This is a genomic window from Streptococcus mitis, from assembly GCF_965111735.1.
In the GTDB taxonomy this organism is placed as follows: domain Bacteria; phylum Bacillota; class Bacilli; order Lactobacillales; family Streptococcaceae; genus Streptococcus; species Streptococcus mitis_DR.
Genome location: NZ_OZ217346.1, coordinates 272,848 through 297,212 on the forward strand (window position 1 = coordinate 272,848; position 24,365 = coordinate 297,212).

Annotated in this window: 24 protein-coding genes, 1 pseudogene and 1 riboswitch; of the genes and pseudogenes, 24 read left to right on the forward strand and 1 reads right to left on the reverse strand. The window is 38.6% G+C overall.

Features of this window, described 5'->3' with window-relative positions; translation table 11 throughout:
* Positions 1 to 47 precede the first annotated feature (47 nt).
* The 22 genes and pseudogenes from ACLV7W_RS01350 to ACLV7W_RS01455 all read left to right on the forward strand — a co-directional run bounded on the left by ACLV7W_RS01350 (position 48) and on the right by ACLV7W_RS01455 (position 20,444).
* Positions 48 to 896 (forward strand): SAM hydrolase/SAM-dependent halogenase family protein, encoded by an 849-nt coding sequence (locus ACLV7W_RS01350; protein ID WP_153223975.1) that lies wholly within the window; start codon positions 48 to 50, stop codon positions 894 to 896.
* Between the two features lie 15 nt (positions 897 to 911).
* Positions 912 to 1,457 (forward strand): ECF-type riboflavin transporter substrate-binding protein, encoded by a 546-nt coding sequence (locus ACLV7W_RS01355; RefSeq protein ID WP_000795927.1) that lies wholly within the window; start codon positions 912 to 914, stop codon positions 1,455 to 1,457.
* Positions 1,458 to 1,624: 167 nt separating this feature from the next.
* Complete coding sequence (locus ACLV7W_RS01360; protein ID WP_411865290.1) at positions 1,625 to 3,307, forward strand: ABC transporter ATP-binding protein; 1,683 nt, start codon at positions 1,625 to 1,627, stop codon at positions 3,305 to 3,307.
* Positions 3,292 to 4,122 carry an energy-coupling factor transporter transmembrane component T family protein gene (locus tag ACLV7W_RS01365; RefSeq protein ID WP_411865291.1) on the forward strand — a complete coding sequence of 277 codons (831 nt, stop codon included), beginning with the start codon at positions 3,292 to 3,294 and terminating at the stop codon, positions 4,120 to 4,122. The genes ACLV7W_RS01360 and ACLV7W_RS01365 overlap by 16 nt, the downstream gene beginning before the upstream one ends.
* 192 nt (positions 4,123 to 4,314) lie before the next feature.
* The gene (locus ACLV7W_RS01370) at positions 4,315 to 4,818 is read left to right on the forward strand and encodes a tRNA (cytidine(34)-2'-O)-methyltransferase (protein ID WP_411865292.1); all 504 of its coding nucleotides are present in this window, start codon (positions 4,315 to 4,317) and stop codon (positions 4,816 to 4,818) included.
* Positions 4,819 to 4,877: 59 nt separating this feature from the next.
* Positions 4,878 to 5,112, forward strand: a riboswitch (FMN riboswitch).
* Between the two features lie 164 nt (positions 5,113 to 5,276).
* A complete protein-coding gene (locus ACLV7W_RS01375) occupies positions 5,277 to 5,840 on the forward strand; it encodes an ECF transporter S component (protein ID WP_000185823.1) in 564 nt (187 codons plus the stop codon).
* A complete protein-coding gene (locus ACLV7W_RS01380; protein ID WP_125453133.1) occupies positions 5,830 to 6,480 on the forward strand; it encodes a phosphatase PAP2 family protein in 651 nt (216 codons plus the stop codon). The genes ACLV7W_RS01375 and ACLV7W_RS01380 overlap by 11 nt, the downstream gene beginning before the upstream one ends.
* A 27-nt stretch (positions 6,481 to 6,507) precedes the next feature.
* Positions 6,508 to 6,927, forward strand: coding sequence for a chromosome partitioning protein ParB (locus tag ACLV7W_RS01385; RefSeq protein ID WP_261012167.1), 420 nt, complete (start codon positions 6,508 to 6,510; stop codon positions 6,925 to 6,927).
* Positions 6,928 to 6,931: 4 nt separating this feature from the next.
* Positions 6,932 to 7,381: a GNAT family N-acetyltransferase gene (locus tag ACLV7W_RS01390; protein ID WP_192855497.1), complete on the forward strand. Its 450-nt coding sequence runs from the start codon at positions 6,932 to 6,934 to the stop codon at positions 7,379 to 7,381.
* 270 nt (positions 7,382 to 7,651) lie between these two features.
* Positions 7,652 to 8,698 (forward strand): phenylalanine--tRNA ligase subunit alpha, encoded by a 1,047-nt coding sequence (pheS, locus tag ACLV7W_RS01395; protein WP_000103743.1) that lies wholly within the window; start codon positions 7,652 to 7,654, stop codon positions 8,696 to 8,698.
* Positions 8,698 to 9,207 (forward strand): GNAT family N-acetyltransferase, encoded by a 510-nt coding sequence (locus tag ACLV7W_RS01400; protein ID WP_261012168.1) that lies wholly within the window; start codon positions 8,698 to 8,700, stop codon positions 9,205 to 9,207. Before pheS ends, ACLV7W_RS01400 begins: the two co-directional genes overlap by 1 nt.
* Before the next feature lie 76 nt (positions 9,208 to 9,283).
* Positions 9,284 to 11,689: a phenylalanine--tRNA ligase subunit beta gene (gene pheT, locus ACLV7W_RS01405; RefSeq protein WP_411865293.1), complete on the forward strand. Its 2,406-nt coding sequence runs from the start codon at positions 9,284 to 9,286 to the stop codon at positions 11,687 to 11,689.
* A gap of 235 nt (positions 11,690 to 11,924) precedes the next feature.
* Positions 11,925 to 12,818: an ABC transporter ATP-binding protein gene (locus ACLV7W_RS01410; protein WP_261019953.1), complete on the forward strand. Its 894-nt coding sequence runs from the start codon at positions 11,925 to 11,927 to the stop codon at positions 12,816 to 12,818.
* On the forward strand, positions 12,815 to 14,014 hold the full coding sequence (locus tag ACLV7W_RS01415) for an ABC transporter permease (protein WP_261019955.1): 1,200 nt from the start codon (positions 12,815 to 12,817) through the stop codon (positions 14,012 to 14,014). The genes ACLV7W_RS01410 and ACLV7W_RS01415 overlap by 4 nt, the downstream gene beginning before the upstream one ends.
* 215 nt (positions 14,015 to 14,229) lie before the next feature.
* On the forward strand, positions 14,230 to 14,676 hold the full coding sequence (gene rplM, locus ACLV7W_RS01420; protein ID WP_001044624.1) for a 50S ribosomal protein L13: 447 nt from the start codon (positions 14,230 to 14,232) through the stop codon (positions 14,674 to 14,676).
* 18 nt (positions 14,677 to 14,694) lie between these two features.
* On the forward strand, positions 14,695 to 15,087 hold the full coding sequence (gene rpsI / locus ACLV7W_RS01425; RefSeq protein WP_000075973.1) for a 30S ribosomal protein S9: 393 nt from the start codon (positions 14,695 to 14,697) through the stop codon (positions 15,085 to 15,087).
* A 423-nt stretch (positions 15,088 to 15,510) separates the two neighbouring features.
* Positions 15,511 to 15,660 carry a hypothetical protein gene (locus tag ACLV7W_RS01430; RefSeq protein WP_236564374.1) on the forward strand — a complete coding sequence of 50 codons (150 nt, stop codon included), beginning with the start codon at positions 15,511 to 15,513 and terminating at the stop codon, positions 15,658 to 15,660.
* A pseudogene (locus tag ACLV7W_RS01435) lies at positions 15,641 to 15,851 on the forward strand (hypothetical protein). The gene ACLV7W_RS01430 and the pseudogene ACLV7W_RS01435 overlap by 20 nt, the downstream one beginning before the upstream one ends.
* Before the next feature lie 71 nt (positions 15,852 to 15,922).
* Positions 15,923 to 17,274, forward strand: a protein-coding gene (locus tag ACLV7W_RS01440) for an IS3 family transposase (RefSeq protein ID WP_411865250.1) whose coding sequence is annotated in 2 segments (ribosomal slippage) — positions 15,923 to 16,364 and positions 16,364 to 17,274 — 1,353 coding nt in all. Because the reading frame shifts where the segments join, the coding sequence is not laid out codon by codon here.
* A 498-nt stretch (positions 17,275 to 17,772) separates the two neighbouring features.
* Positions 17,773 to 18,459 carry an XRE family transcriptional regulator gene (locus ACLV7W_RS01445; RefSeq protein WP_411865294.1) on the forward strand — a complete coding sequence of 229 codons (687 nt, stop codon included), beginning with the start codon at positions 17,773 to 17,775 and terminating at the stop codon, positions 18,457 to 18,459.
* A gap of 103 nt (positions 18,460 to 18,562) precedes the next feature.
* Positions 18,563 to 19,333, forward strand: a complete 771-nt coding sequence (locus ACLV7W_RS01450) for a DUF6414 family protein (RefSeq protein ID WP_411865295.1) — start codon at positions 18,563 to 18,565, stop codon at positions 19,331 to 19,333.
* Positions 19,326 to 20,444 (forward strand): AAA family ATPase, encoded by a 1,119-nt coding sequence (locus ACLV7W_RS01455; RefSeq protein ID WP_411865296.1) that lies wholly within the window; start codon positions 19,326 to 19,328, stop codon positions 20,442 to 20,444. Before ACLV7W_RS01450 ends, ACLV7W_RS01455 begins: the two co-directional genes overlap by 8 nt.
* Positions 20,445 to 20,530: 86 nt before the next feature.
* Here ACLV7W_RS01455 and ACLV7W_RS01460 read toward each other — a convergent pair whose 3' ends face one another.
* Entirely contained in the window at positions 20,531 to 22,078 is a 1,548-nt protein-coding gene (locus ACLV7W_RS01460; protein ID WP_411865297.1) for a DNA cytosine methyltransferase, read from the reverse strand.
* Between the two features lie 248 nt (positions 22,079 to 22,326).
* Here ACLV7W_RS01460 and ACLV7W_RS01465 point away from each other — a divergent pair, with 248 nt between their 5' ends.
* Positions 22,327 to 22,794, forward strand: a complete 468-nt coding sequence (locus ACLV7W_RS01465; RefSeq protein WP_411865298.1) for a helix-turn-helix domain-containing protein — start codon at positions 22,327 to 22,329, stop codon at positions 22,792 to 22,794.
* A gap of 8 nt (positions 22,795 to 22,802) precedes the next feature.
* Positions 22,803 to 24,023: an MvaI/BcnI family restriction endonuclease gene (locus tag ACLV7W_RS01470; protein ID WP_411865299.1), complete on the forward strand. Its 1,221-nt coding sequence runs from the start codon at positions 22,803 to 22,805 to the stop codon at positions 24,021 to 24,023.
* Positions 24,024 to 24,365: the final 342 nt, after the last annotated feature.

Here is a 24,365-nt window from a genome sequence, read left to right on the forward strand (position 1 = left end):
CCCTTTCTCTGAAATATGGTATGATAAAGGGTATACAAGGAGATAAAATGAATAATAATTTACTGGTATTACAATCAGACTTTGGTCTGGTTGATGGTGCGGTATCGGCTATGATTGGAGTGGCTTTAGAAGAATCTCCAACCTTAAAAATTCATCACTTGACGCACGATATCACGCCTTATAATATTTTTGAGGGGAGCTATCGTCTCTTTCAGACGGTGGATTACTGGCCTGAGGGAACGACTTTTGTATCGGTGGTCGATCCAGGTGTCGGCTCGAAACGTAAGAGTGTGGTTGCTAAGACTACAAAAAATCAATACATTGTCACACCAGACAATGGGACCCTTTCCTTTATCAAGAAACACGTTGGCATTGTAGCTATTCGTGAAATTTCTGAAGTAGCCAATAGACGTCAAAATACAGAGCATTCTTATACTTTCCACGGCCGTGATGTTTATGCCTATACTGGTGCTAAACTGGCCAGTGGTCACATTACTTTTGAGGAAGTGGGACCAGAACTTAGTGTAGATCAGATTGTGGAGCTTCCAGTCGTAGAGACTATCATTGAAGACCATTTGGTGAAGGGAGCCATTGATATTCTGGATGTGCGTTTCGGTTCGCTTTGGACCTCTATCACACGGGAAGAATTTTACAAGCTAGAACCAGAATTTGGTGACCGTTTTGAAGTGACTATCTATCACGCTGATATGCTGGTCTATCAAAATCAGGTTGTCTATGGCAAATCATTTGCCGATGTGAGAATTGGGCAACCAATCCTTTACATCAACTCTCTCTATCGTTTAGGTTTGGCTATCAACCAAGGTTCTTTTGCCAAGGCCTATAATGTGGGTGTCGGTTCATCTTGGACCATTGAAATAAAGAAAATAGAATCATAAAATAGGAGAATATAGATGAAAAATCAATCAATTAAACAAGTTGTTGCTATCGGTGTTGGAGCTGCGCTCTTTGTTGTTATCGGGATGATCAGCATTCCGACCCCTGTTCCAAATACAAGTATCCAGCTTCAGTATGCGGTACAGAGCCTCTTGTCTATCATTTTTGGTCCTCTAGTGGGACTACTTGTTGGTTTAATTGGGCATGCAGTGAAGGACTCTCTTGCTGGCTACGGTCTTTGGTGGACTTGGATTATTGCTAGTGGTCTCTTTGGTCTAGCTGTAGGTCTCTTTAGAAAATACATTCGAGTAACACAGGGTGTTTTTGAGTTGAAGGATATTGTCTTCTTTAACCTCATTCAGATTGTCGCAAATGCTCTTGTTTGGGGTGTCTTGGCACCACTTGGAGATGTTGTGATATATCAAGAAGCGGCAGAAAAAGTATTTGCTCAAGGTATTGTTGCAGGTATTGCTAACGCGGTAACTATAGCTATCGCAGGAACCCTTCTCTTGCTAGCTTATTCACGTACACAGACTCGTTCAGGAAGTTTGAAAAAGGATTAATATAAGGGAAAAGGCTGGGGAACCAGTCTTTTTGCTGTTTATAGTCTAGTAGGGTAAGCAAGCTAGGATAGGAATCTTTTTGGCGCTAAAATTTTAAGAGAAGAGACTGCAAGAAGGGCTTGATTTATGATAAAATAGAAGTCTAAGAAGCGAATGAAGAGAGTAAGATGAAAGAAGCTATAATTGAGTGGAAGGATTTCTCTTTCCAGTATGAAACGCAACAAGAACCGACCTTGCAAGGGATAGACTTGACTATTTATAAGGGAGAGAAAGTCTTAATTGTTGGGCCATCTGGGTCAGGTAAGTCTACCTTGGGTCAATGTTTGAATGGGATTATTCCCAATATTTACAAGGGGCAGCCGTCTGGAGAATTTTTGATCAAGGGCCAAGCAGCCTTTGATATGAGCATCTACGATAAATCTCATCTGGTCAGTACAGTTTTGCAGGATACAGATGGGCAGTTTATTGGATTGTCCGTGGCAGAGGACTTGGCTTTTGCTCTAGAAAATGATGTGACAGCCTTAGATGAGATGAAAGGTCGTGTTCATAAATGGGCTGAAAAGCTGGATCTTCTTGATTTACTAGCTCAGCGTCCTCAGGATTTATCAGGTGGACAAAAGCAGCGGGTTAGTCTAGCTGGTGTCTTGATTGATGAGAGTCCGATTCTCTTGTTTGATGAGCCACTCGCAAATCTGGATCCCAAGTCAGGTCAGGATATTATCGAATTGATTGATCAGATTCACAAGGAGGAGGGAACGACGACTCTGATTATCGAGCACCGTTTGGAGGATGTTCTGCATCGGCCTGTGGATCGGATTGTCTTGATAAACGATGGCCGTATCCTCTTTAATGGGAGTCCTGATCAGTTATTGGCGACTGACCTGTTGACCCAAAATGGAATTCGAGAACCCCTTTATCTAACCACTCTCCGTCAATTGGGTGTGGATTTAAAGAAGGAGGAACAATTAGCAAATTTGGATAACTTGTCCATCTCAAAAGGTCAGGTTCAGTTGCAGACTGAATTGGCAAAAGAGACGCCAGAATTGCAGTCACTCTTTAGACTAGAGGATGTGTCTTTTTCTTATGATGATAGACCGATTTTAAAGTCCCTACATTTGGATATTAAAAAGGGTGAAAAGATTGCTATTGTCGGGAAAAATGGAGCAGGGAAATCAACCCTAGCCAAGGCCTTAAGTAGCTTTATTCAAACGGAAGGCCGCTATCTTTGGGAAGGGCAGGATATAAAAGGAGATTCTGTTACAGAGCGGGCGGAACGAGTAGGCTATGTGCTGCAAAATCCCAATCAAATGATTTCAACCAACATGATTTTTGATGAGGTGGCTCTGGGACTTCGCTTGCGAGGTGTGAACGAGCAGGAAATTGAAACAAGAGTCTATGAAACTTTGAAAATCTGTGGTCTCTATGAATTCCGTAATTGGCCCATTTCTGCCCTTTCATTTGGGCAGAAAAAGCGTGTGACTATTGCATCAATCTTGGTTTTAGGAGCTGAAATTATCCTCCTAGATGAACCGACTGCAGGTCAAGACCAGAAGAACTATACTGAGATTATGGAATTTCTCGAAGAACTGCATCAACAAGGGCATACCATTGTCATGATTACGCATGATATGCAATTGATGCTGGATTATTCAGACAGGGCCCTTGTCATGGTAGATGGGGAATTGATTGCCGATACTGATCCAGCTAGTCTGTTGAGCAATCCTGAGCTGCTAGTAAAAGCCAACCTAAAAGAAACTTCAATCTTCAACTTGGCTAAGAAACTCGATGTGGATCCACTTGCTTTAACGGCATTTTACAAAGAAAGGAGAGAAGGATGCAAGCTAAATTAATCGGTTACCAGCATCGAAATACTGTGATTCATCGCTTGTCAGGAGCTGGGAAACTTCTCTTTTTCATCCTCGTGTCATTGGCGGCCATGATTAGCTATGATACCAGGCTGCTTGTTCTGATTGCCATCTTTTCGGTCTTTCTCCTCTATTTTTCAGAGATCCGCTTTAAAGATGTTTCCTTTGTGGCCGTTTTTGCGACGGTATTTGCCGTTTTAAACGTCTTGATGGTCTATCTCTTTTCTCCCGAGTATGGGGTTGGGCTTTACGGAGAGAGAAGCGTGATTTGGCAGGGAATCGGTGCCTACACTCTGACCAGTCAAGAGCTCTTTTATCTGCTAAATCTAGCCATTAAGTACCTCTGCACCATTCCTCTGGCTATTATCTTTTTGATGACAACCCACCCTAGTCAGTTTGCTTCCAGTTTAAATCAAATCGGTGTGCCTTACAAGATTGCCTATTCAGTCAGTCTGACCTTGCGCTATATTCCAGATTTGCAGGAAGAATTCTTTACTATCAAGATGTCTCAGGAAGCGCGTGGGATGGAATTATCCAAGAAAGCTTCTCTCATGCAACGAATCAAAGGCAATCTACGCATTATTACGCCCTTGATTTTTAGCTCGCTAGAACGCATTGATACCATCGCGACCGCCATGGAGCTTCGCCGCTTTGGAAAAGAGAAAGAACGGACTTGGTATAGTTACCAGGTCTTGAAAAAAGGAGACTATCTTACCTTGCTCTTGGCAGCCTTGTTTTTAGTAGCTAGTTTACTACTTATCTTGCAAAATCACGGACGATTTTACAACCCTTGGAAATAGCTTGAAAAAATTGAAAAAATCAAGTCGTTTCTATTGACAATGATTCTGAAAGTGTTATACTAAGAAAGTAGTTTCGCTGATTTACTTCAAACCTGTTGTGAGGTAAGTTAACGATGCCTTAACCACGCTGTTTGCTGAGCTTGACTCCGGGCAGTGTGGCTATTTTTTTGCAATGGTAAAAGGAAGCAAGTCATGACAAATCACATTGTATTATTTGAACCACAAATTCCACAAAATACAGGCAATATCGCGCGTACTTGCGCTGCGACTAATTCTTTCCTCCACATCATCAAGCCCATGGGCTTTCCTATCGATGACCGCAAGATGAAGCGAGCTGGATTGGATTATTGGGATAAGCTAGAGATTTATTTTTACGAGAGTTTGGAGGATTTCATGTCTCAGATGAAGGGTAAACTCTATCTGATTTCTAAATTTGCTGAGAAAGTCTATTCTGAGGTGGATTTATCGACTAACGAAGACCATTATTTTCTATTTGGACGTGAAGACAAGGGCTTGCCTGAGGACTTTATGCGAGAACATCCTGAGAAAGCTCTCCGTATTCCTATGAATGATGAACATGTCCGCAGTCTCAATGTGTCTAATACCGTCTGCATGATTGTCTATGAGGCTCTTCGCCAGCAGAACTTTGCAGGTCTTGAGCTTGTTCATACCTATGAAGTGGATAAATTGAAATAAAAAATGAAAATGAAAATGAACAAAATGCTTGCGCTTGCAAGCGTTTTTTGTTATGATAAAAGAGTCTTCAGGGCAGGGTGTGATTCCCGACCGGCGGTGACTTTAACTAGGAAATGATCTTTTCCTTTTATACTTTGTTGACAAGCTTTGCCTAACCAGAAGTTATGCCTACAGCTTGTCGCCTAGTCTAAAAGAAAAATCTCTATTTCCTTCTCTTTAAAGAAGTCCGCGAGCGCAAGCTGATGTGGTGAGATTCCACAACCGACAGTATAGTCTGGATGGGAGAAGACGAAAGAATAGCTTTGTCTGTTCTGATAGATTTATAGCTAGATTGTAACCGCTTGCTTTTATTTTCTTTGATAGAGTGAGAGGGAACTTTTGGGATATAAAAAGTGAGAATAGATAGAGGAATCCTTTCTAACTTCTTCTGATTTTATAGAAAATTGGAGGAACCTGTTATGACAAACACACGTCGACTTTCGACCATTGCGATTCTATCAGCCATCTCATTTGTGCTGATGTACTTTGACTTTCCGCTTTTACCAGCGGCGTCCTTCCTCAAGATCGAATTTAGTATCTTGCCAGTCCTTGTGGGTCTGGTGGTCATGGATTTGCCTGCTGCTCTAGGAATTCTCTTGCTTCGCTCACTCTTGAAATTGCTTCTTAATAGTCAAGGAGTGAATACTTACATTGGTTTGCCGATGAATATCGTAGCTTTGGGAGTTTTTGTCATCGTATTTGCTTTGATTTGGAAAAAGGAACGGACAACTCTTCGTTTCCTACTAGGCTCTCTAGCTGGGACTATTGGTTTAACCGTGGCTATGTTGGTTCTCAACTATGTTTATGCTGTTCCTTTGTACGCTAAGTTTGCTAACTTTGATATTGGAAAAATTTTGGGACTTTCCAACTACCTAATGACCATGGTATTACCTTTTAACTTGATTGAGGGTGTAATCTTTTCCGTTTCATTCTGGTTGTTGTATGTTCTCTTGAAACCAACCTTAAAACATTATGAGAGATAAACAAACATTTTTAATGAAGGGCAGTTTTGCCCTTTTACTTTTCGTTATTCTTGGCTACATGGTCAAATTTTACCCTGAAACGCTGGTCGGTTTTGACCAACCGATACAGACTGCCGTTCGAGGAGACTTGCCAGATTACTTGACTATTCTTTTCAGGGCCATCACACGCTTGATTGATATCCCAGTGATTATCACTTGGGTTGTCATTACAGCTTTTGTCTTTTATCGTAAGCGGTGGAAGATAGAAAGTTTCTTCATGCTGGGAAATCTGGCTTTGGCAGGTCTTTTAATCGTGACCTTTAAAAATATTTACCAGCGCCCACGACCAGCTATTTTACACTTGGTTGAGGAGAAGGGATTTTCCTTTCCAAGTGGCCATTCTCTGGCTGTAACCTTGATGGTCGGTTCTCTGATTGTCATTCTCAGTCAACGGATGAAAGATCCAGTCTGGAGAAAAATCGTGCAAATCGTCCTTGTTATCTACCTAGTCAGTGTGTTGGTATCAAGGGTCTATCTGGGAGTTCACTATCCATCAGACGTTCTTGCCAGTCTCTGTGTGGGCTTGGGAGTATTGTTTATCGAATTTCCCTTCTATGACAAGCTCCGCTTCCAATGGCGATTTAAAGGCAAGCAGAAGTGACTATCAAATTCCTTTGAGGAGAAAGAAATGAAAGTCAATATAGCAGATCTTCATCCGACTCAACTATACTTATCAGAAAAGAAGTTGCAAGATATTCAGATGCTTTACCAGTCGGCAGAAAGAATCCAAGTCGATCCAATCAGTATTCTTGCCTTTGGAGATTGCTTGTTGATTACAGATGGGCATCACAGGGCTTATCAGGCTTTATTGGCAGGTCGGGATACGATTTCTGCTGAGTTTGATAGAGATGGTGGTGATGAACTATATCATCTCTATGCGCAAGCCTGCGAAGAAAGAAAAATTTACTCTGTTCTGGATTTAAAAAATCATATCTTAGCTCAAGATGAGTATGAAGCAAAATGGTATAACTGGTGTGATGGTTTTAATCAAGCAGCAACTCTTTTGTTGAAAAGGAAAGCAGATGAAACGGATTTTACAAATAGATAATGCACTGCGTCTTGTTCCTTATTATAAGGTCAATCATTGTGAAGAAGCTTTTGCTTGGTATCAGGATGTGAACTTGGTTCACCTCGTAGATGGTGTGAAGAGACCTTATAGTCAAGAAACTTTGGAAGCTATGTATTCCCATTTGGATCAGCATGGTGAGCTTTTTTGGATTGAAGTCAAGGAGAAGGGAGAATGGTTTCCAATTGGGGATGTTACACTATCTCAGGATAATCTCCCCATTGTGATTGGGAATTCCGCTTACCAACATCGAGGACTTGGGAAAAAGATTCTAAGTGCTTTGATTGAATTGGCTCGAGTAAAAGGATGGAAAGAATTGAGAGTCAAGGAAATCTACACCTACAATCATGCTTCTAGGAGGTGTTTCAAGTCGCTTGGATTTGTGGAAAATGGAGCAACAGAAAAAGGAACGAGTTTTGTATTGAAATTAGTCTAATCTAACTTGTTTTTTAACTCAAAATCTGATAAACTATATAGTAATTGAATAGAAATCTGCAAGACTAGTAACTCAAGGGAAGTATATCAGGGAGGAGAGCCGTGACTGCAAGCTCTCTATATGAAAGCTGGGTGAATTCACTTGCGCATGGATTTAGAAATGAAGGTCTGACTTGTCAGATGAAAACGGATGGTACCGCGTGTCAACGCTCCGAGTGGAGTTTTTGGCATGTGGTTTTCTTTTTATCTGCGAGAGACTGATGGAGGAATTATGTCAACTATTGAAGAACAATTAAAAGCGCTTCGCGAAGAAACGCTGGCTAGCTTGAAGCAGATTACTGCTGAAAATGAAAAAGAGATGCAAGATTTGCGTGTCTCAGTCCTTGGTAAAAAGGGTTCGCTTACTGAAATTCTCAAAGGGATGAAAGATGTCTCTGCTGAGATGCGTCCAATCATTGGGAAACACGTAAATGAAGCTCGTGATGTCTTGACAGCAGCTTTTGAAGAAACTGCTAAGCTCTTGGAAGAAAAGAAAGTTGCAGCTCAATTAGCAAGTGAGAGTATCGATGTGACACTTCCAGGTCGTCCAGTTGCGACTGGTCACCGTCACGTTTTGACACAAACCAGTGAAGAAATCGAAGATATCTTTATCGGTATGGGTTACCAAGTCGTGGATGGTTTTGAAGTGGAGCAAGACTACTATAACTTTGAACGTATGAACCTTCCAAAAGACCACCCAGCTCGTGATATGCAGGACACTTTCTATATCACAGAAGAAATCTTGCTCCGTACCCACACGTCTCCAGTGCAGGCGCGTGCTATGGATGCCCATGATTTCTCTAAAGGTCCTTTGAAAATGATCTCACCAGGGCGTGTGTTCCGTCGTGACACAGACGATGCGACCCACAGTCACCAGTTCCACCAAATCGAAGGCTTGGTTGTTGGGAAAAATATCTCTATGGCAGACCTTCAAGGAACCCTTCAGTTGATTGTGCAAAAAATGTTTGGTGAAGAGCGTCAGATTCGTCTGCGCCCATCTTACTTCCCATTCACAGAGCCATCTGTTGAGGTGGATGTTTCTTGCTTCAAGTGTGGTGGAGAAGGCTGTAATGTATGTAAGAAAACAGGTTGGATCGAAATTATGGGTGCCGGTATGGTTCACCCACGTGTCCTTGAAATGAGTGGTATCGATGCGACTGTTTACTCTGGATTTGCCTTTGGTCTTGGACAAGAGCGTGTAGCTATGCTCCGTTACGGAATCAACGATATCCGTGGATTCTACCAAGGAGATGTCCGCTTCTCAGAACAGTTTAAATAATGATTAGAAAAGTAGAAAAGGCAGATGTTGAGGTGTTGGCTAAAATTGCCAAACAAACCTTTCGTGAAACATTTGCTCATGATAATACGGAAGAGCAGTTACAGGAATACTTTGAAGAGGCTTATAGTCTGAAAACTTTATCAACTGAGTTGGAAAATCCTGACTCCGAAACCTATTTTATTATGCACGAAGAGGAGATAGCTGGTTTTCTCAAAGTCAACTGGGGAAGTGCTCAGATTGAGAGAGAATTAGAGGATGCTTTTGAAATTCAACGCCTCTATGTGCTACAAAAATTCCAAGGATTTGGACTAGGTAAGCAATTGTTTGGATTCGCTCTTGAACTTGCTACAAAAAATAGTTTTTCTTGGGCTTGGTTAGGTGTTTGGGAGCATAATACAAAAGCTCAAGCATTTTATAATCGATATGGTTTTGAAAAATTTAGCCAACATCATTTTATGGTTGGTCAAAAAGTAGATACAGATTGGTTACTGAAAAAGAAATTAAGGTAAGAAGATGATTCTTCTATTGAAATGATAGGAAAGGAAAATAACTAGAGTGACAACTGTCATTCTGGAAAACTAAATTATGCTTGTATCTTATAAATGGTTAAAAGAATTGGTGGACATTGCTGTGCCATCACAAGAGTTGGCTGAAAAAATGTCAACCACAGGGATCGAGGTCGAAGGTGTGGAATCACCTGCTGCTGGTCTCTCAAAAATTGTCGTCGGTGAGGTCTTGTCTTGTGAAGATGTGCCAGAAACTCACCTCCATGTTTGTCAGGTTAACGTTGGCGAAGAAGAAGCCCGTCAAATCGTCTGTGGTGCACCGAATGTGCGTGCTGGTATCAAGGTTATGGTGGCTCTTCCAGGAGCTCGCATCGCTGACAATTACAAGATCAAAAAAGGGAAAATCCGCGGTCTTGAGTCACTTGGGATGATCTGTTCACTTGGTGAACTGGGAATTTCTGACTCAGTTGTACCTAAGGAATTCGCAGATGGCATCCAAATCTTGCCAGAAAATGCCGTTCCTGGTGAGGAAGTCTTCTCATATCTAGACTTGGATGATGAAATCATCGAACTTTCAATCACCCCCAACCGTGCGGACGCTCTTTCTATGCGTGGAGTGGCTCATGAAGTGGCAGCCATCTATGACAAGGCAGTCAACTTTAAAGAATTTACTCTTTCAGAAACTGACCAAGCTGCAGCAGATGCTCTTTCTGTGGGCATTGAGACAGACAAGGCACCTTACTATGCAGCCCGCATCTTGGACAATGTGACCATTGCACCAAGTCCACAGTGGTTGCAAAACCTTCTCATGAACGAAGGAATTCGTCCAATCAATAACGTAGTGGACGTGACCAACTACATCCTTCTCTACTTTGGTCAACCAATGCACGCCTTTGACTTGGATGCCTTTGAAGGGAGTGACATCCGTGTACGTGAAGCGCGTGCTGGTGAAAAATTAGTGACTTTAGATGGTGAAGAACGTGATTTGGACGTGAATGACCTAGTCATCACTGTCGCAGACAAGCCAGTAGCTCTTGCAGGTGTTATGGGTGGTCAAGCAACAGAAATCTCTGAAAAATCTAGTCGTGTTGTCCTTGAAGCTGCAGTCTTCAACGGAAAATCAATCCGCAAAACTAGCGGACGTCTCAACCTTCGTTCTGAGTCATCTTCTCGCTTTGAAAAAGGGATTAATGTGGCAACTGTTAACGAAGCCCTTGATGCGGCGGCTAGCATGATTGCAGAACTTGCAGGTGCGACGGTGCGTAAAGGTATCGTTTCAGCGGGTGAGCTTGATACCTCTGATGTGGAAGTTTCTTCAACTCTTGCTGATGTTAACCGTGTCCTTGGTACAGAACTTTCTTACGCGGATGTAGAAGACGTCTTCCGTCGTCTTGGCTTTGGCCTTTCTGGAAATGCAGATAGCTTTACAGTCAGCGTCCCACGTCGCCGTTGGGATATCACCATCGAAGCAGACCTCTTTGAAGAAATCGCTCGTATCTATGGTTATGACCGCTTGCCAACCAGCCTTCCAAAAGACGATGGTACAGCAGGTGAATTGACTGCGACACAAAAACTTCGCCGCCAAGTTCGTACGATCGCTGAAGGAGCAGGTTTGACAGAAATCATCACCTACGCTCTAACAACTCCTGAAAAAGCAGTTGAGTTTACGGCTCAACCAAGTAACCTTACGGAACTTATGTGGCCAATGACAGTGGACCGTTCTGTCCTCCGTCAAAATATGATTTCTGGTATCCTTGATACGGTGGCTTATAACGTAGCTCGTAAGAATAAAAACTTGGCCCTTTATGAGATTGGAAAAGTCTTTGAACAAACTGGTAATCCAAAAGAAGAACTTCCAAATGAGATTAATAGCTTTGCCTTTGCCTTGACAGGCTTGGTTGCTGAAAAAGATTTCCAAACAGCAGCAGTTCCAGTTGATTTCTTCTATGCTAAGGGAATCTTAGAAGCCCTCTTTACTCGCTTGGGACTAGAAGTGACCTATACGGCAACATCTGAAATCGCTAGCCTTCACCCAGGTCGTACAGCCGTGATTTCACTCGGTGACCAAGTTCTTGGTTTCCTTGGCCAAGTGCATCCAGTCACTGCTAAGGCTTACGATATTCCAGAAACGTATGTAGCGGAGCTTAACCTTTCAGCCATCGAGGCTGCCCTTCAACCAGCTGCTCCATTTGTGGAAATCACAAAATTCCCAGCAGTCAGCCGTGACGTTGCCCTTCTCCTCAAGGCAGAAGTGACTCATCAAGAAGTTGTGGACGCTATCCAAGCTACCGGCGTGAAACGTTTGACAGATATCAAACTCTTTGACGTCTTCTCAGGCGAAAAATTGGGATTTGGTATGAAGTCAATGGCTTATAGCTTGACTTTCCAAAATCCAGAAGATAGCTTAACGGACGAAGAAGTCGCACGCTACATGGAAAAAATCCAAGCATCGCTTGAAGAAAAAGTCAATGCAGAAGTGCGTTAACTTATCAATCCATCCTTCGGGGTGGATTTTTGCTTTTCAAATAACAATTCAGGATCAAAAATAGACAGTTGAGGAACAGAGAAGATAAATTGGAGTTTACCAGTGTATAATATACTCATAACTCAAAGTACTCTAAGATTTTTTACTAAAATGAGGATGAAAAAAATGGACAGAAATCATTGTAAATGCTATCAAAAAGGAGTATAATGAGTGCAAGACATTTCGGAGGTGAAAGATGCTAGAAGTAAGAAGTCTAGAGAAAAGTTTTGGACCCAAGCAAGTTTTGTTTGGTATTGACTTTCAAGCGCGACCAGGTCGTATTTTGGGATTAGTCGGGAAAAATGGTGCTGGGAAGACAACGATTTTCCACAGTATTTTGAAGTTTTTAGAATATCAAGGAGAAATCAGTCTGGATGGTCAGGATATTCGTCAGGAAACCTACGCTCGGATTGGCTATCTGCCTGAAGAACGCAGTCTCATGCCTAAATTGACAGTCCTTGAACAAGTTCGCTACTTGGCGACTCTAAAAGGTATGGATGCCAAGGAGGTCAAGGAAAAACTCCCTCAATGGATGAAGAAGTTGGAAGTGAAAGGAAAGCTGACAGATAAAATTAAGAGTCTGTCAAAAGGAAATCAGCAGAAGATTCAGCTCATTATTACTCTGATTCATGAGCCAGACTTGATTATCCTGGATGAGCCTTTCAGTGGATTGGACCCAGTCAATACAGAATTGCTCAAACAAGTCATTTTTCAGGAAAAAGAGCGTGGGGCAACCATTATCTTTTCTGATCATGTCATGACCAACGTCGAGGAACTTTGTGACGATATTCTGATGATTCGAGATGGCCGTGTGGTCTTGCATGGACCAGTTCAGGATGTTCGCAATCAATACGGGAAAACGCGTCTCTTTGTTTCAAGTGAACGAAGTAAGGAAGAATTGGAAAAACTTCCTCATGTTAAACAGGTGAGCTTGACCAAGCAAGGCAGTTGGAAATTGATTTTGGAGGATGAGAGCGCTGGAAGGGAACTCTTCCCAATCTTGACTCAGGGGCAATATATCGCAACCTTTGACCAGCAAGCACCAACAATCGATGAAATCTTTAAACTAGAATCAGGGGTGGAAGTATGAGAAATATGTGGGTTGTAATGAAGGAAACCTATCTTCGACATGTCAAATCGTGGAGTTTCTTCTTTATGGTGATTTCACCATTCTTGTTTATCGGTCTCTCTGGAGGAATTGGCTATCTCCAAGGCTCTTCAATGGCTAAAAATGATAAAGTGGCAGTAGTGACAACAGTGCCGTCTGTAGCAGAAGGACTGAAGAATGTAAATGGTGTTAACTTTGACTATAAAGACGAAGCAAGTGCCAAAGAAGCGATTAAAGATGAAAAATTAAAAGGCTATCTGACTATTGATCAAGAAGATAGTGTTCTAAAGGCAGTTTATCATGGCGAAACATCGCTTGAAAATGGAATTAAATTTGAGGTTACAGGTACACTCAATGAACTACAAAATCAGCTTAATCGTTCAACGGCCTCCTTGTCTCAAGAGCAGGAAAAACGCTTAGCGCAGACAGTTCAATTCACAGAAAAGATTGATGAAGCCAAGGAAAACAAAAAAATTGTTCAAACCATTGCGGCCGCAGGGCTTGGTTTCTTCCTTTATATGATTTTGATTACCTATGCTAGTGTCACTGCCCAGGAAGTGGCTAGCGAGAAAGGAACCAAAATTATGGAGGTGGTCTTCTCTAGTATCCGAGCTAGTCATTATTTCTACGCTCGCATGCTGGCTCTGCTTCTTGTGATTTTGACCCATATTGGCATTTACGTCGTGGGTGGACTTGCTGCCATTCTTCTCTTTAAGGACCTACCAATCTTGGCACAATCTGGTATTTTAAACCATATAGGAGAGGCTTTCTCGCTCAACACCTTATTGTTTGTCTTGGTTAGCCTCTTTATGTACGTTGTTTTAGCAGCCTTCCTAGGTTCTATGGTTTCTCGTCCTGAGGACTCAGGAAAAGCCTTGTCGCCTTTGATGATTTTGATTATAGGTGGTTTTTTTGGAGTTACAGCTCTAGGTGCAGCTGGTGACAATCTCATCTTGAAGATTGGTTCATATATTCCCTTTATTTCGACTTTCTTCATGCCGTTTAGAGCTATTAATGGTTATGCAAATGGGTTAGAAGCTTGGATTTCGCTTGCTATTACGATTGCTTTTGCAGTAACGGCAACAGTCTTTATCGGACGTATGTATGCTAGTCTCGTTCTGCAAACAGATGATTTAGGTCCTTGGAAAACCTTTAAACGTGCCTTATCTTATAAATAGAAGAGCCTCGCGAAAGCGAGGTTTTTTAGAGATAAAAAGAGTGGAATTCAGAAAAATATTTTTCATATCTATTGACTTTTAGGGGTGAAATTTGGTATGATAGTAGGCGGTATTGTTTACCCCATTTGAAAGGCCCCGGAACCTTCCAAATACTTTTCGATGGGAAGGAACACCCATCACCGTAAACAAAAATCGAACTATATATAGGAGAAATCATGAACAAAACAACATTTATGGCTAAACCAGGCCAAGTTGAACGTAAATGGTACGTAGTTGACGCAACTGATGTACCACTTGGACGTCTTTCTGCAGTAGTTGCTAGCGTACTTCGCGGAAAAAACAAACCAACATTTACACCACACACTGATACAGGTGACTTTGTAATTGTTATCAATGCTGAAAAAGTTAAATTGACTGGTAAAAAAGCAACTGATAAAATCTACTACACTCACTCAAACCACCCAGGTGGATTGAAACAAATCTCTGCAGGTGAACTTCGTTCTAAAAATGCAGTACGTTTGATTGAGAAATCAGTTAAAGGTATGCTTCCACACAATACTCTTGGACGCGCTCAAGGTATGAAGTTGAAAGTATTTGTTGGAGCTGAGCACACTCACGCTGCACAACAACCAGAAGTTCTTGACATTTCAGGACTTATCTAAGGAAAGGAACAATAAAGTATGTCACAAGCACAATATGCAGGTACTGGACGTCGTAAAAACGCTGTTGCACGCGTTCGCCTTGTTCCAGGAACTGGTAAAATCACTGTTAACAAAAAAGATGTTGAAGAGTACATCCCACACGCTGACCTTCGTCTTGTCATCAACCAACCGTTCGCAGTTACTTCAACTGTAGGTTCATACGACGTTTTCGTTAACGTTGTAGGTGGTGGATACGCTGGTCAATCAGGAGCTATCCGTCACGGTATCGCTCGTGCCCTTCTTCAAGTAGACCCAGACTTCCGCGATTCATTGAAACGTGCAGGACTTCTTACACGTGACTCACGTAAAGTTGAACGTAAGAAACCAGGTCTTAAGAAAGCTCGTAAAGCATCACAATTTAGTAAACGTTAATTCGAAAGAATTACTATACTTACAGAGAGCACCTTTCGGGGTGTTCTTTTTTGTACTTTCTTGATAAATTGGTGCAATTGACACAGTTGTGGTGACTTTAGTCGCTTACAAATGTGGCTGCAACCTGACGAGGTCAGTTGCCTCAAAACGTTAATCAATACGATTATATCAATATTTCAAAGAGTCTGGGACAAAAGTCTAACCTTAAATATAAAAAGCGAACAAAACGAGGTATCTGACACTCAGAATTTTGTCTTGTTCGCTTTTTTTTGTCTAATCTATCGATTTTTAAAACTTATAATAAAGAATTCCTGAAATAAAAATCTTTTTGTCCCAAACTCTTTTTTGTCGATTTTTAAGCTCGAATAGCTTTGTGATAACCTTCTGATAACCTCTGAAAGTTTAGTTCCTTTAACAGAAGAGTTGGAACAAGTCGGAAAGAATATCAATTCTATAGCCCGTCTTGCAACTGTAGTTGGGAGAATAAGCTATGAAAACAAAATGGATATGTCTATTTTGATGCAAAAAATAGTTGATGTGATGGAGGAAAAAGATGTTTATTTTCAAAAGTAATATGGATAAGGATTTTGATCAGATATGTGAATACATATTGAAATTAAAGCGAGCAGAATTATTTCTTCATGGAATTAAACAACAAGATAAAACGAAGGCTCGTTTGTATCATGCGATGCTGGAATACTATGATGCTGGAATACTACGATGCTACTCATAAAAAAGAAAGACATATGAGGATTTTAAAATAAGGAATCGCGGTTAAATTGAACTGCACCCTAAAAGTTAGACAGAAAAATCTAACTTTTGGGGTGTTTTTATTATGAAATTAACTTATGATGATAAAGTTCAGATCTATGAACTTAGAAAACAAGGATATAGCTTAGAGAAGCTTTCAAATAAATTTGGGATAAATAATTCTAATATTAGGTACATGATTAAATTGATTGATCGTTACGGAATAGAGTTCGTCAAAAAAGGAAAAAATCGTTACTATTCTCCTGATTTAAAGCAAGAAATGATTAATAAAGTCTTACATGAAGGCTGGACTAAAGATAGAGTTTCTCTTGAATACGGCCTCCCAAGTCGTACGATACTTCTTAATTGGCTAGCACAATACAAGAAAAACGGGTATACTATTGTTGAGAAAACAAGAGGGAGACCAACTAAAATGGGACGTAAACGGAAGAAAACTTGGGATGAAATGACAGAACTAGAGCGACTCCAAGAGGAGAATGAACGCTTACGTACTGAGGTGGCTTACTTAAAAAAGTTAAAAGAGCTGGAAGACAGGGACGAAGCCATACAGCGAGAAAGGCAGAGACAATTAGAGAAATGGCTTCAGGAGGATTTCGACTAGATTTACTTCTTGAAGTGACTCGTTTACCTAGCTCAACTTACTATTATCAGTTGAAGGAACTAGATGGGCTTGACAAAGATAAAGATCTTAAAGCTGAAATTCAAGCTATTTTTACTGAGCACAAAGGAAATTATGGCTATCGCCGAATAACTCTTGAATTGAGGAATCGTGGTCATATAGTAAACCATAAGAAGGTCCAACGTCTGATGAAAATCCTTGGTTTAAGTGCTCGAATTCGCCGTAAACGAAAGTATTCTTCCTACCAAGGAGAGATTGGCAAGAAAGCAGAGAATATCATTCAACGCCAGTTTGAAGCATCGAGACCAATGGAAAAGTGTTATACGGATGTGACAGAGTTTGCCATTCCAAATAGCACGCAGAAATTGTATTTATCGCCTGTTTTAGATGGATTTAACAGCGAAATTATTGCTTTTAATCTTTCTTGTTCTCCTAATTTAGAACAAGTAAAAAAGATGTTGGAACAGGCCTTCACAGAGAAACACTACGAGAATACGATTCTCCATAGTGACCAAGGTTGGCAATACCAACACGATTCTTATCATCGGTTCCTAGAGAGTAAGGGAATTCAAGCATCCATGTCACGAAAGGGCAACAGCCCAGACAACGGTATGATGGAATCTTTCTTTGGCATTTTAAAATCCGAAATGTTTTACGGTTATGAGAAGTCGTTTCAGTCGCTTAAGCAATTGGAACAAGCCATTGTAGACTATATCGATTACTACAACAACAAACGAATTAAGGTAAAACTAAAAGGACTTAGCCCTGTACAATACAGAACTAAATCCTTCGGATAAATTAATTGTCTAACTTTTTGGGGTCAGTACATTCGCAGCGTTTTTTATATATCTTCTTAAAATATTTGTACACACAAATGACAGTCAAATTGATTTTTTGGATTATTTTATCGAAGGGGATGGATTTCTCATAATATGACTTTGCGAGCTCAGAGTCTGTATACACATACTCCCAAAATCACCCCCAAAATTTGTATACACACAGTGTATGTACTTTTGAGGTGATTTGAATTTTGGGGAATCCCCAAACCCCTTTAGATTAAGAGATGAAATCTTTCTATTAAATCGAATAATGGAAATTGATATTAAGATTAAGGGACATGCTTTTACTAATGGATTTTTAGCAATAATTTATATGTTTATTGAAGAGGATTGATGTTATAATTGGACATTCATACTCTTTTTTTATAGAATGAAACTAAACCAACTAGATTTAGTAGAAAGTGTTAAAACATTGCTTCGTTGTTATAAGTAAAAGATTACAATAGGAGGTAAACTATGTATAAACCAGAAAAACTGAAGGCTCGGAGAAAAGAATTAAAACTAACACAGAGTGAAATTGCAGAGCAACTTGGGATTAGTTTTCAGGCTTATTCGGCTTGGGAACGTGGAGTCAAGAAACCGTCCAAGGAGAAGGTTGCTCAGCTAGAGAACATTTTAAAAGTACCAAAAGGATATTTTACTCAAACCGAGATTGTCCGTCTTTATAATAGCTTATCTAACAAAGGGAAGGAAAAGGTTGTTCTTTATGCTCGCAATCTGGCTCAAGAGGAACAAGCCCAGAAAGTGTCGACCATGCCAGTCCAGCTCTACGAGTACCGTATCTACGAACGTATGTCAGCAGGGATCGGGGCTTCGGTCTACGATGATCAGAATTTTGATACAGTTTACTTTAATGAGGAGTTGGCCCATGATTTTGCATCCTGGGTGTCTGGGGACTCCATGGAACCTAAATATCAAAATGGTTCAGTGGCTCTGATTCGAGAGACGGGATTTGACTATGACGGGGCAGTTTATGCGGTGGTTTGTAGCAACCAAACCTATATCAAACGAGTCTATCGAGAGGAAGATGGCTTGCGTTTGGTTTCTATTAATCCTAAATACAAGGACATTTTCATTTCCTATGAGGAAGATCCTCGGATTGTAGGGATTATCGTTGGGAACTTTGTGCCGATAGATGGTTAAAACTGTCTATGACTTTCATTTTGGTATAATATTTTGTATGAAATGAAGCTGTAGGAGTTTTTATTGTAAATAGTAAATATTATAAGCATGGAGAATAATTAGGATGTTAAGAAAAAATAAGAAACCTGATTTTATCAAATTAGTTTATTTTGATGAAGTTTCAGCAACTGATTTGGTGTACTTTAAGTTTGGTGGTAACTTAGTTGAACAGAGTGATCAAAATAAAGAAAAATCGAATAGTGTAACAGTTGGTGGAGAAACATCGGGTAAAATTGGAAGTAGATTTTTTAATTTATTTAATGTAGAGGCTGGTATTGAGTTTAAAGAAAATTTTAATAAAGTAGATGGGAAAATTGTTAGACAAGTAGTTACTAATACGGTAGTTACAGATTATCTGAATTTATTTAATCAAAAAGATTACAAAGACTCAATATATGTATTTGATTCTTTAAGATTAAGTGCTTATCCGAACTCATTATCTCAATTTAAACTTAAAGCACCTTATCTAAGTCTTGCAAAAGGGGCTATGAAAATTGATGAAAATTTAGAATTAGATATAGCTACATTGGACTCATCTATGTCTCAAATTAAAGGATATTATGAACTTGTAGGTAAAGATTTGAAGAATAAAGATATAGTACTTAGATTCAATTTGTCTGCATTTCGAAATAACTATTCTTTAGGGGATGTTGTTCAGATGGATTTGACTTTCCATGCGATAAAAGTTGGGAAGATTAATTTAAATGCTTTAAATTATTCGGAGGAATTTTCACTTGAGAACGTGACTGAACCAAATGCTTTTTCATTAGATGAGGTCAATAATTTTGAAGTAGAAGTTTACGATGTAATATTAGCGGGTGTACCAAATGGTTAATAACATTACAATATTTTATGGGTCGAAGAAAAAGTTTATTGAGATTCTTCCGAAAGAGTATGTTAGTATAAGTGAGTTAGCGATGGAATCGGATCGACAAAGACGTATGCATATACATAGAGTCGAAGGGCAGACTGTAGAAAATATAAATCCTCCTGAACTGTACAAAAATGTTATAGGGTGGTCGGATGAATATGCAAGATTGTCAGAGAATACAATGAGTTCATTTACACATTTTATATGTGAATTTCAAATAGAAGATATCTTTTTGCAAAATCCTCCTACATCAGTAGTTAAACAAATAAAGTCGATTGTAGATGACGATAATTTAGTTATACTAAACCAAGAATATAAGGTAATTTCTGACAATAATCTTCTCAAAATTTCTAAGGAATATAATTTGAAAATACTCGGGCAGGAATCTGTCCGAGATAGATTAATTACTAATCTATACAAACTTTCTGGAGGATATACGAAAGAAAAACCAATTGTAATATTGCTTTACGGTCCGCCAGGTGTAGGTAAAACAGAAACTGCAAAATTAATTGCTGATATTTTAGGAGAAAAACTATTTAGAAAGCAGTTTTCAATGTTTCAAAACTCCTCTTTTAGTACGTATGTTTTCGGCGGTGCTCATAATGAAGAATCTCTTGCACGAGATTTACTTGAAAGAGAAAGTAATGTTATACTGTTTGATGAGTTTGATAAGCCCAATAATATTTTTTTTAGTGCATTTTATCAGTTGTTTGATGAAGGTATTTTTGAAGATAAGAATTATAAAGTCAATTTACAAAAAAGTATAATTTTTTTGACTTCTAATTTTATCAGTGAATCGGAAATAAAAAATAGTATAGGAGAGGCGATGTATACTAGGTTAGATGCACTTATAGAATTTTCTCAATTATCTGAGGATGCTTCTCAAAAGATTTTTGAAGAAAAGCTAAAGAAGAGATTAGGCTCTTTGTCCGACAGTGACAGAGTACTTGTTACATCATCTAAACAATTTGAAAAATTTACATTAAATAGTAATTACTTTAAAAATGTAAGAGCCATAGATAAGTATATTGACGATTATGTCTTTTATCAATTAGTAAAACAGAAATTTTTATAGTTGAGTATCTAAATCTTCAAATCTATTTTAAAAAACAAAAATAGGCTTACCATTTAAATGTAGCCTATTTTGTTTTTTAATTGTAATTAGTTTGAATTTATTGCTTCCATAACCTTTAGAGCTACCGCTTTAGCTAGTAAAGGAGGGACAGCGTTCCCAACTTGTGTAAATTGTGGAGTCTCTTGAGAACGTTTATCACCACCAGTTGTTCTTTTGCCGAGAAATTCAAAACTATCATCAAAAGATTGTAACCGAGCCATTTCTCGAACAGTCAGTACTCTGTCGAAGTAAGGATGAATATAATCATCGGGTAAAGTAACAATAGTAGGTGAAACAGTTTCGGGATTAAGTCTCGTTCGAATTGATTTTCTAGTTAAGATTGCTTCTCCAATTTTATCCGAAATTTCACCTTTAACAAGTAGATTATGAAATGTGTCTGAATTGTATTCTTGATTCAATAGCGGATATACTTTTTCCCAAAAAATAGTTGCATTTTCAATACTAGTATTAAGTCGATTTGCAAGTGATTTTAGAACATTTTTGAATTCAGATTTATTATTTGTTAAGCTAGATAGAATAGCTAATTGACGATTGGAAAAGTGTAACCAGCGACTAGTGTTGAATCTTTTGTCAAATAAATTTAAATTTAAGAGTGTATCATGTATAACTTGAGAATTAACATCTAGATTAACTTGAAAGAGGCTCTCATTAAATAGCTCTGGACAAGTATCACGGAGGTTGATTCCTTCTTCCTTAAGACGATTCATTACAGCACGTGTATTTTCTCCAGGTTGATACAAAGAAAATCTCTGAGACACAATTATATCGTGTTTGGACTCCTCCATATTTGTGATATGTTTTCTTGAGATAGTGGTACCTGTTACTGTGGGAGTTTCTCCTTTGATTCTATGGTTGGCAAAGTCAGATAAATCCCTTTTACAGTCACTGTATAAACCATCTAAAGCCTGTTTTACAGTTACTTCAGGTGTGTCATTTCGGTCAGGATATTCAATTGGATGGACATCATTTCTGTATGCTAAGAATACTACTCGATTGCGTTGTTGAGGGACAGCAAAATCAGCTGAATTTAAGACTTGGACATCAAGTAGGATATAGCCGAGTTCATTTAGTTCTTCTTCTAGAATTTCTTTCACCAATCTTTGCCCTAAATACGATTCATCTCTAACTACGCTAGGAAAATCTAACATTTGCATGTCAAGAATACCAGTTACATTCTCCATTACAACATATTTTGGACAAATATCTCGAATAATTCGTAGATATTCATGAAAGAGCATGTTTCTAGGATCGCTTGCGTCTCTTTTACCGAGACGACTGAAACCTTGACAAGGTGGACCACCAAAAATGACATCCACATCTCCAGGCTTGAAGATATGGCCATAACGTAATTTATTGATTGTTTCAAAAATACGCTCTGATGTTAGTTCTTTAATATCTGCTAGTTCAAAATGTGTGTCAATTCCTTCTTTTATACCAAGTTGTTTATGTCGATTGACGTAAGTTTCTTGAACCATGGGACTTCTATCACTTGAAAAAAGAATATTGAAACCGGCCTGCAAGATACCTTCACTAAATCCACCAGCACCGCAGAACAAATCTATTGCATATGGCATTATTTAACTTCTCACTTTCTTTCTAATATTATATCAAAAATTAGTTATCAAGTCCAGGGTGAACTATTAAGTTATCACTGTACTTATATATTCGAAAAATAGGATTAATTGTAGATAAGGATTTTTATTAGAATCTGTTAAATAGATGATATAATCCATATTTTTGTACTACAAAAAAGACAACTTAACCGAATGTAAAATGTTTTAAAATTGGTAAAATGTAGTCACAAATCACCTGAGGTATATACATGGAAATTGCTATACAAAATCTTAATCGAATTAGATATGCAAAGAGTCTAACTTATAACGAACTAGCTAAAATGACAGGATATTCAAAAAATTCAATTCAGAAACTATTTTCCTATAGGAATGTAAGTAAATGCCGTTTGGATATCGTTGTTGCGGTTTGTATGGCGTTAGATATTGACTTTCCATCGATATTTAAAAGAGGAGTTGTAGATACCGACAGTCAGAAACCACTTCCTTATAAAAAATTTGAGAAAAAATCGAGTACAGAATTTTATTTGAATAATTTTGTTAATAGAGTACGTTTTCTAAATAGTAATGGAACAAATTATTCTATAAAAACAATAAGTGGGGTGAGTGAATCAACAATTAGTGATTTATTGAATTCTAAAACGAAAAATCCTAGGTTAGAAACCTTATTAAAAATAGCGAAAGGACTAGATGTTTCAGTGGATGAAATATTTAGATAGGTATTAATATGTTGTTTGAACCATACCAAGATGAACTTGAAGTTATTGAACGAATTCACAAGTATAATGAAAAAGAATATACAATTATTAGATTAACAAAGACGATGCTGGACAAAGGTATAATCGACGCAAATGTATTTGTTCAAGATATTTTGAAAAAATATAGTTTGATGGATTATTCGGAACTTGATAAAGGTGATAAAAAGAAACTTCCTTCAAGGTTGTATGTTGGAGATAATGAATTTCAAACTGTAATGTCTTGTTATAGGGCTAAAACTCGTGGAGATGAGAGATTTTGGATATGCGGTGCTTCATTTAAGAAACATTTTTTAACAGGTGATTTAGTCTATATAACTTCAAATCCAAGTAATAATAGTGTAATTGTTATAAATGTTACTAGAGGAGTACTAAGTGACGATACTCTAATACAAATCTTTGGTAATGATAAGATTAAAGATGCTCTATCAAGGTTGATTCCAAAAGTAAGGGAGATTGCCTCTAAAGGATACCATCCGAATTCAAAAGGAGCAGGTAAAGTAGTTCCTAAAGATGCAGGAGATACACTTGAAAAGTTACTTTCAATTGAGACTAATAATAGTCCAAAGGCTGATTTTGAAGGATTAGTTGAACTAAAATCAAAAACAGCCAAAACTTTGGATACATTATTTACTTTACGTCCAAAATTTGATGGCACACCAGTTGCTGATTTTGAACCTAACGATCGTAGTCGTGTTTCTGCATTTGCGAGATTATATGGTTATGAATCTGATAAGCATCCAGACATGAATAGTCTTTATATCACAATTGGATCAGAGAGTACACCGCAAAATAACCAAGGCTTCTTCTTAGCTGTAAATGAAAATGATAGAACTGTAGAAATTAGGAAGTATAAAAATGGTTCGTCTCATAGAGCTGCTTACTGGAATTTTGATGATTTAGAAAGTGAACTTCATCAGAAACATCCTGCAACGCTTTGGGTAAAAGCGGAAATTCGAATGAATGGGGACACCGCTGAGTTTAAGTATATTGAAGCAGAGCTAACTCGATCTCCTCAATTTATGACATTTATTTCGTTAATTAAGTTAGGAGTTGTAACCTATGATTGGCGTGGATATATATCTAAAGAAGGTAAGTACGTAGGGAAAAATCATGGGAATGCTTGGCGAGTGAAGAATAAGCAACGTAATCAGTTGTTTGGTAGTTCAGAAAGAATAGAGCTATTAAAGTAGAAATTAAAATTATTTAAAAAATATAAAATATTTCTGTCTTTGAGATTATTGATTATATTCTGATTCCGGACATGAAAGAAATACACGATTTTAGTGAAGAATGTTGAAATTGAGAGATAAAACTCGTGTACCACAAGTTATCTAAAGTTTTTGATTGTCTATTCCTCAACTACATAAGCTCCGAAAACTAAAAAGTGATAACCCTTTGATAACCTCTCGATTTTTAAAAGGGTTATATATGTAAAGATTGAGGATTTATCTCTTAAAATTACTTGATTTTAGTGATAATTTACCATAAATATCATAATGTAGAAAAAACCAGGTCTTAAGAAAGCTCGTAAA